Source organism: Flavobacterium sp. (genome assembly GCF_044368995.1).
In the GTDB taxonomy this organism is placed as follows: Bacteria; Bacteroidota; Bacteroidia; order Flavobacteriales; family Flavobacteriaceae; genus Flavobacterium.
This window is the reverse complement of record NZ_JBIPMS010000070.1, coordinates 1-8,972: the sequence shown is the minus strand read 5'-3', so window position 1 is coordinate 8,972 and position 8,972 is coordinate 1. Positions and strand designations below refer to the sequence as shown.

Here is an 8,972-nt window from a genome sequence, read left to right as displayed (position 1 = left end):
ATAAAATATTTTCTATTAAAAAAAAGCTATCTAAATTGGATATTTCTATCGTATTTAGATAGCCTTTTAGGAGGCACAATATATAAAAAATTATGCGTTCGCCGCTTTAAAAGCTTTTAATTTTTCAATCAATTTTGGTACTATATCAAAAGCATCTCCTACGATTCCATAATCGGCTACTTTAAAGAAAGGCGCTTCAGCATCTGTATTGATTACTACTTTTACTTTAGAAGAGTTGATTCCTGCGATATGCTGAATAGCTCCAGAAATTCCTATTGCAATGTATAAATTTGCCGCAACTGGTTTTCCTGTTTGTCCCACGTGTTCCCCGTGAGGACGCCATCCAATATCTGAAACGGGTTTAGAACAAGCTGTTGCTGCACCAAGTACAGTGGCTAATTCTTCAATCATTCCCCAATTTTCAGGACCTTTTAATCCACGGCCAGCAGAAACCACAGTTTCAGCATCTGCAATGGTTATTTTACCTATTGTTTTTTCTGAATTGATTACTTTCATACCAAAATCTGCATCAGATAAAGTAGGTGAAAAATCTTCTTCCGTTAATGAAGTAGGATTTTCAATCAATCCGTATGAGTTTTTTGAAATGCCTAAAACTTTTATGTCTGTAGCAATTTCTGATAAATTAAATGCTTTGTTTGAAAAAGCACTTCTTTTTACTTGAAATGGCGACACGCTTACAGGCTCTTCAATTACATTTGAAACAAATCCTGCACTTAAATGAACAGCTACTAATGGCGCTATGTGTAAACTATCTGTAGTTGAAGCAAAGATTACCACTTTAGCACCTTCTTTTTCAGCTGCTTGCTTAATTACATCTGCGTAAGCTTTTGCATTAAATGATGTTAATTTATCATTTGTTACTTTTAACACTTTACTAACTCCGTAAGGAGATAAAGTACTATTTTCTGTAGCATTAATGGAAACAGCAGTAACTGTTGTTCCTAGCATATCGGCTACTTTTTTGGCATAAGAAGCAATTTCAAAAGCTACTTTTTTGAATTTACCTTCGTTTGATTCTGTGTATATTAAAACTGACATATCTTTTTATTTTTTAGTCTTAAAGTTGTAAGGTCTTTAAAGTCTTAAAGAATATGCTTTTGACTTTTGACATTTTAACTTTCGACGATTAGTTTATATTACTTTAGCTTCGTTGTGTAATAAATTAATTAATTCATCCAAATTATCTGCGCTGATTAATTTTACTGCTGATTTTGCTGCCGGCTTTTCAAATTTTATTGAAGTTGTAGCATTTGCATCTGCAGAGGGTTCCATAACATTCAAAGCTTTTGTTCTAGCAGTCATAATGCCTCGCATGTTTGGAATTCTTAAATCTTTTTCTTCTACCAAACCTTTTTTACCTGCAATAATTAAGGGTAAACTGGATGTAGCCGTTTCTTTACCGCCATCAATTTCTCTTATCGTTGTAGCTTCAGTACCAGAAATTTCAATTCCAATACAAGCATTTACAAAATTGAAACCTAATAATCCGGCTAACATTCCAGGCACCATTCCTCCATTATAATCAATAGATTCTGTACCTGCAATAATTAAATCGTAGCCACCTTGTTTCACCACATTGGCCAATTGTTTGGCTACAAACAAACCATCTTTTGGTTGAATATTTACACGAATCGCTTCATCTGCACCAATCGCAAGGGCTTTTCTTAAGGTAGCTTCAGCATCTACGCCGCCTACATTTACAACAGTTACATGAGCACCATTTTGCTCTTTTAAAACGATTGCTTTGGTTAAACCAAACTCGTCATTTGGATTAATAACATATTGTACACCATTTGTATCAAATTCGGTATCGTTATTAACAAAATTAATTTTTGAAGTAGTATCAGGAACATGGCTGATGCAAACTAATATTTTCATTTTTATACTTTTTATATTGATGGTACGAAATTACAAAAAATGTTTTAAAAAAATATTATGCGCGCATATAAAATATTGTTTTTTCACAAAAATTAAATAAATTTTATGAATTGTTGAATTTAAACAAGTAAAAATAAGAATTTGATAAGAAATTATTAAAAAAAACGATTGAGTAAAAATATTAAATAATAGTGATAGTAGTCATTAAATTTTATTAATTTTGCCCTTCACTAAGTTTTAGAATTAATTTTATGAGAACAATACAGTTTAGAGAAGCTATTTGTGAAGCCATGAGCGAAGAAATGCGTCGTGATGAAACGGTATACTTAATGGGAGAAGAAGTTGCGGAATATAATGGGGCTTATAAAGCTTCAAAAGGCATGCTTGATGAATTTGGACCAAAAAGAGTAATTGATACACCAATTGCAGAATTAGGTTTTGCAGGTATTGCAGTAGGTTCAGCCATGAACGGATGCCGACCAATTGTAGAATACATGACATTCAATTTCTCTTTAGTAGGAATTGATCAAATTATAAATAATGCTGCAAAAATGCGACAAATGTCGGCAGGACAATTTCCTATGCCAATGGTTTTTCGCGGACCAACAGCATCTGCAGGACAATTAGGCGCAACACACTCACAAGCTTTTGAAAATTGGTTTGCCAATACACCTGGTTTAAAAGTAGTTGTTCCAAGTACGGTTTATGATGCCAAAGGATTATTAAAAGCTGCCATTCGTGATAACGACCCTGTTATTTTCATGGAATCAGAACAAATGTATGGTGATAAAGGTGAAGTGCCAGAGGGCGATTATATCATCCCACTAGGTGTAGCAGATATAAAACGCGAAGGAACCGACGTAACTATCGTGTCGTTTGGTAAAATCATAAAAGAAGCATTTATAGCAGCTGAAGAATTAGCCGCAGCAGGTATTTCTTGTGAAATTATCGATTTAAGAACCGTTCGCCCAATGGATTACGACTGTATTATCAATTCGGTTAAAAAAACAAATAGATTAGTCGTTTTAGAAGAAGCGTGGCCGTTTGCGTCTGTAGCTTCAGAAATTACTTATATGGTACAAGAACGTGCTTTTGATTATTTAGACGCACCTATCCAACGTATTACAACTGCAGATACACCCGCTCCTTATGCCCCAACTTTATTAAAAGAATGGTTACCAAATAGTAATGATGTGGTAAATGCGGTTAAAAAAGTTGTGTATAAATAAATGTAATTAGATAATTCGTTATTTTGATACTAATTATTTTAGCAATAAAATTTTCAATTTGTCCACTACTCTAAAATAAAGTATATTTGAATCTCGATTTTTTCGGGATTTTTTTATTAAATACCCAAATGAAAAACCTACTAAATCTAATGTTATTAATCGCAACGCTTTCTTTTGCCCAAACAAAAGTAAGTGGCACTATTTTAGACGATGCCAGACAACCTGTTTCTTATGCAACAGTGGCTTTTAAAAATTCTGCAGAAGGCGTAATTGCGGATGAAAACGGAAAATTTTACTTAGAATCAAATAAAACTTATCCTACTTTATTGGTTTCCTTTGTAGGTTATAAAAACAAAGAAATAGCACTTTTAGGCACCATTAATTTCGATTTAAAAATTGTTTTAGAAAACGCAAATGAAATTGCAGAAGTAAAAGTTTATGGTGGAAAAACTTTAAAGAAAAACAATCCTGCTATAGATATTCTAAGAAAAATTTGGGAAAGAAAAAAGAAAAATGGATTGCGTCAATTCAATCAGTATGAATTTGATAAATATGAAAAAATTGAATTTGATATCAATTCAATAGATAGTACATTTATGAAAAATAAAATCTTTAAAAATGTAGAATTTATTTTTCAACACTTAGATACTTCTTCCATTACAGGTAAAAATTTCTTACCTATTTTCATCAACGAAACCAAAAGTAAAGTATATGGCGACAATATAAAAAACAAAACAAAAGATGTTTTAGAAGCTAATAAATATTCAGGTTTTGGTAATGCAAATAATGATGGGGTTAATGCCTTTTTAAAAGATTTATATGCCGATTATGATATTTATAATAACTACCTTAAATTTTTCGATAAAGATTTTGTAAGTCCATTGTCCAGAACTGGAATTCAAGTTTATAATTATGTTTTAGCCGATAGTACATTTATTGATAAAAAATGGTGCTACAACATTGTGTATTATCCCAGACGGAAAAACGAATTAACTTTTAAAGGTGATTTTTGGGTAAACGATTCCACTTTTGCCATAAAAAGTATCAATATGGAAGCCAGCAAAAGCGCCAACATAAACTGGGTACGAGATATTTATATTGAACAAGAATTTGACGTACTTAATGACTCTGTTTTCTTATTGAAACGAGATCACATGATGACCGATTTTGCCCTTACCAAAAAAGAAGGATCAAATGGGATGTATGGAAAACGAACTACCATGTTTAAAAATCATGAATTCAACCATGAAAAAGACGATAAATTTTACCGCGAAGATGTAAACACATTCAACAAAGAGACGTATACTAAAACCGAAGAATATTGGGAAGAAAATAGATTTGAAAGTTTAAATTCTAATGAAAAAGGGATTTATGAGATGCTAGACACTTTAAAAACGGTTCCGAAAATTAAACGATTTTACAATATTGTATCTATTTTGGGAAGTGGTTACATTCAAGTTGGAAAATTTGATATTGGCCCCGTTTTCTCCACTTTTGGCTATAATGATGTAGAAGGGCAACGTATTAGATTAGGTGGAAGAACTTATTTTGGACCAAACGACCCATGGCGTATTCAAGGATATACCGCTTATGGTTTTAAAGACCAAAAAATAAAATACGGGATTAATGCCCGCATATTGTTGGAGAAGAAAAACCGATTTATTGCCACTTTTGGAAACCGAAGAGATGTAGAACAAATTGGCGTAAGTTTAACCACTTCAAATGATATATTAGGTAGAAGTTTTGCATCTTCTTCCTTCTTTTCAAGTGGTACAAACAATAAATTAACTAATGTTAATTTAACCAACTTAGGTTTTGAAATAGAGCCTGTTAAAAATTTGGTTTTTGAAAGTAGTTTTTCTTACCGTACTTTATCTTCTGCTTCTTCCGAATTCAAATTAGATTATTTTACGGATGACACTTTTAGTAGAACGGCAAACAAAATTACCCAATCTGAAGTCCATTTCTTAGTCAACTATACGCCAAATCGTAAAATGATTGGCTATGGTGTGGACCGAATGGAAGTAGATTTAAATTATCCTAGAGTATTTGTGAGTTATTCCCAAGGCTTAAAAGGGGTTTTAAATAGCGATTTCAATTATTCAAAGTTGCAAATGTTTTACCGTCAGCCATTATTAATTGGCGGATTTGGCCGACTATTTACCACTTTAGAAGTTGGTAAAACCTTCGGAACAGTGCCTTTATCTTTAATGGGAATTATTCCAGGTAACCAATCTTTTTTTATTATCGACAATACCTACAATTTATTAAATTATTACGATTTCGTAGCCGATCAATATACTTCACTGCATTTGGAACATAATTTCAATGGTAAATTATTTTCAAGAGTACCTTTACTTAGAAAACTAAATTGGCGAGAAATTATTGGCATAAAAGCCGTTTATGGTTCAGTTTCAAACGAAAACAAAGCCATTAACGCCTCTGGCCAAATTTACCAAGCACCCGTAGACGGTTACTACGAATATTCTGCAGGAATAGGTAATATTTTTAAAGTAATGCGGGTGGATGCCTCATGGCGAGGTAGCTATTTTAATATTCCCGATGCCAGAAGATTTACAATACGGGTAGGTTTTGGATTTTATTTTTAAATTTAAAGGCAAAAAGGAATTTCATAAATGCATTTATATTACTACAAAATTTATAATACAAAAAATGAAATACAGGCCTCACCCTAGCTTCTATCTTTTTTCTAACTTTTCCATCGAAAAAAATAAATAAAATGACACAAACGCTTTTTTCAAGTACACAAAGATTAAGAAAAAAAATTGTTGATTTAGAAGGGTGGGGTGGTGTAAATGAAGCGCGCGCTATCATATAAGAATGAACCGAACGATTTGAAGAAATTGAAAATAAACCAGTAGGATAATTTAGCATAAAATAAAAAATTCTCCTAATTTTAGTAAAAAAGGCAATTATCGTTAGAATAATTGCCTTTTTTGTGTATTTTTGCTCGATTAAATTAAAATTAACTTTTTACAAAAAACTATGAATGATTTTATGATTTACTTGCCAATTGTTATGGCAATTATAGGATTGCTTTTTATGGCAACGAAACGCGCATGGGTATTAAAACAGGATGCTGGTGACGGTAAAATGAAAGAAATTTCAGATTACATCTATGAAGGTGCATTGGCTTTCTTAAAAGCAGAATATAGATTATTAACTGTATTTGTAATTCTTGCAAGTATTGCTTTAGCGGGAATTACTTTTATTCCTGGCGTAAAAACACATTTATTTATTGTTGTAGCATTTATTTTCGGAGCTTTCTTTTCAGCATTAGCTGGGAATATGGGTATGAAAATTGCTACAAAAACAAATGTAAGAACTACACAAGCCGCTCGTACTAGTTTACCTCAAGCATTAAAAGTATCTTTTGGTGGAGGAACAGTAATGGGCTTAGGAGTAGCCGGTTTAGCCGTATTAGGTTTAACAGGTTTCTTTATACTATTATTTAGATATTTTATGCCAGGCGGTGTTTGGACAAACACGGAAGATATGACTATCGTTCTTGAAACATTAGCTGGTTTCTCTCTTGGAGCTGAATCGATTGCGTTATTTGCACGTGTTGGTGGAGGTATTTATACCAAAGCTGCCGATGTAGGAGCCGATTTAGTAGGAAAAGTAGAAGCAGGTATTCCAGAAGATGACCCAAGAAATCCAGCAACAATTGCAGATAACGTAGGAGATAACGTAGGAGATGTAGCAGGTATGGGTGCCGATTTATTCGGATCATATGTAGCAACTGTTTTGGCTGCTATGGTTTTAGGAAATTATGTAATTAAGGATATGGGCGGTAAAATTGAAGATGCTTTTGGCGGAATTGGACCAATTTTATTACCAATGGCAATTGCTGGTTTTGGAATTATATTCTCAATCATCGGAACCATGTTAGTAAAAATTTCAAGCGATGACGCTAAAGAAGCACAAGTGCAAAAAGCCTTAAATATTGGAAACTGGGTTTCTATTCTTTTAACTTTAGTAGCGTGTTACTTTTTAGTAGAATATATGTTACCAACAACTATGAAAATGGAATTTTACGGTGAAGGATTAAAAGATATTTCCTCTATGCGTGTTTTCTATGCTACTATTGTAGGATTAATAGTTGGTGGAGCCATTTCATCAGTAACAGAATATTATACAGGATTAGGAACAAAACCCGTATTGGCAATAGTTCAAAAATCTTCAACAGGTGCAGGAACAAATGTAATTGCAGGTTTAGCTACAGGAATGATTTCAACTTTCCCAACAGTATTATTATTTGCTGCAGCAATTTGGTCGTCCTATGCGTTTGCAGGTTTTTATGGTGTAGCGCTTGCCGCTTCTGCTATGATGGCTACAACTGCAATGCAATTAGCAATTGACGCTTTCGGACCTATTTCTGACAATGCAGGTGGTATTGCAGAAATGAGTGAATTACCAAAAGAAGTTCGTACAAGAACAGATATTTTAGATTCAGTAGGAAATACAACTGCTGCAACTGGAAAAGGATTCGCAATCGCTTCGGCTGCGTTAACATCTTTAGCTTTATTTGCCGCTTATGTAACTTTTACAGGAATTGATGGAATTAATATTTTCAAAGCGCCAGTATTAGCCATGTTATTTATTGGAGGTATGATTCCGGTAGTATTTTCTGCATTAGCCATGAATTCTGTAGGAAAAGCTGCTATGGACATGGTATATGAAGTGCGTCGTCAGTTCAAAGAAATTCCAGGAATTATGGAAGGAACAGGCAAACCAGAATATGGCAAATGTGTGGAAATTTCAACTAAAGCTGCTTTACGCGAAATGATGTTACCAGGTATTTTAACTATCGGTTTCCCAATTGCAATTGTGCTTTTAGGAAAATTAGTTTATCCAGATGATAATCAATTAATTGCTGAAATGTTAGGTGGTTATATGGCAGGAGTTACCGTTTCAGGTGTACTTTGGGCGGTATTTCAAAATAACGCAGGTGGCGCTTGGGACAACGCTAAAAAATCTTTTGAAGCAGGTGTAGAAATCAACGGAGAAATGACATACAAAGGTTCTGATGCTCACAAAGCAGCGGTAACTGGAGATACTGTTGGAGATCCTTTTAAAGATACTTCTGGACCTTCAATGAATATCTTAATTAAATTAACGTGTTTAATTGGTTTGGTAATAGCACCTATTTTAGGAGGTCACTCTGAGGAAACTAAAAAAGAAATGAAACATACCATCATTGAAATGCATGGAACTGGTGATGCAAAAATGGGTAAATGCGACATGACAAAATGCGCTACTATGACCAAAGAAGCATGTGCAAAAATGTGCGATTCTTTAGGTTGTACCGCTGAAGAAAAAGAAATGTGCATGGCTCATTATGATGCTAATGGAAAATTTGTAGCAAAAGAAGGAGAAAAATCTTGCTGTTCTAAAGACGCTGATAAAAACGTTAAAGTAGAAATTAAAAATGTTAACGGAAAAGCAAAAGCTACAGTAACTACTTCTATAAACGATAATATAAATGTTCAAACTTTTGAAGGTTCTCTGGAAGAAGTGAAAGCTAAAGTAGAAGGATTGAAATAGTTTGCACTATGTATTTTATAAAAAATGCCTCAACAAAAGTTGAGGCATTTTTTTATGTTTTCACTAAAATAATCCGTTTATTTCGGCATCAATTCTGTTAATAATATTTCCCAAATCTTCTGGGCTATTTACAAAATCAATTTCATCCACATCAATAATTAATAACTTTCCTTTATCATACGTGGTAACCCATGCTTCGTAACGCTCATTCAATCTGCTTAAATAATCGATAGATATAGAGTTCTCGTAATCTCTGCCACGCTTATGAATTTGGTC

General features: G+C 33.3%; 6 protein-coding genes. 3 read left to right on the top strand and 3 right to left on the bottom strand.

Going from position 1 to position 8,972, the window contains the following annotated elements:
- Positions 1-90 precede the first annotated feature (90 nt).
- Positions 91-1,059, bottom strand: coding sequence for an electron transfer flavoprotein subunit alpha/FixB family protein (locus ACIQ2I_RS06170; protein ID WP_396181563.1), 969 nt, complete (start codon positions 1,057-1,059; stop codon positions 91-93).
- A gap of 93 nt (positions 1,060-1,152) precedes the next feature.
- Entirely contained in the window at positions 1,153-1,899 is a 747-nt protein-coding gene (locus ACIQ2I_RS06165; RefSeq protein WP_396181562.1) for an electron transfer flavoprotein subunit beta/FixA family protein, read from the bottom strand.
- A gap of 251 nt (positions 1,900-2,150) precedes the next feature.
- Between ACIQ2I_RS06165 and ACIQ2I_RS06160 the strand changes: the two genes are divergently transcribed.
- From ACIQ2I_RS06160 to ACIQ2I_RS06150, 3 genes are all read left to right on the top strand, one after another.
- Positions 2,151-3,128 (top strand): pyruvate dehydrogenase complex E1 component subunit beta, encoded by a 978-nt coding sequence (locus ACIQ2I_RS06160; RefSeq protein WP_396181561.1) that lies wholly within the window; start codon positions 2,151-2,153, stop codon positions 3,126-3,128.
- Between the two features lie 128 nt (positions 3,129-3,256).
- Positions 3,257-5,737 carry a DUF5686 family protein gene (locus tag ACIQ2I_RS06155; RefSeq protein ID WP_396181560.1) on the top strand — a complete coding sequence of 827 codons (2,481 nt, stop codon included), beginning with the start codon at positions 3,257-3,259 and terminating at the stop codon, positions 5,735-5,737.
- Between the two features lie 397 nt (positions 5,738-6,134).
- Positions 6,135-8,696 (top strand): sodium-translocating pyrophosphatase, encoded by a 2,562-nt coding sequence (locus ACIQ2I_RS06150; protein ID WP_396181559.1) that lies wholly within the window; start codon positions 6,135-6,137, stop codon positions 8,694-8,696.
- 63 nt (positions 8,697-8,759) lie between these two features.
- On the opposite strand, the gene ACIQ2I_RS06145 is transcribed toward ACIQ2I_RS06150, so the two are convergent.
- The coding region (locus ACIQ2I_RS06145; RefSeq protein WP_396181558.1) for a deoxynucleoside kinase at positions 8,760-8,972 on the bottom strand (213 nt) is incomplete at its 5' end.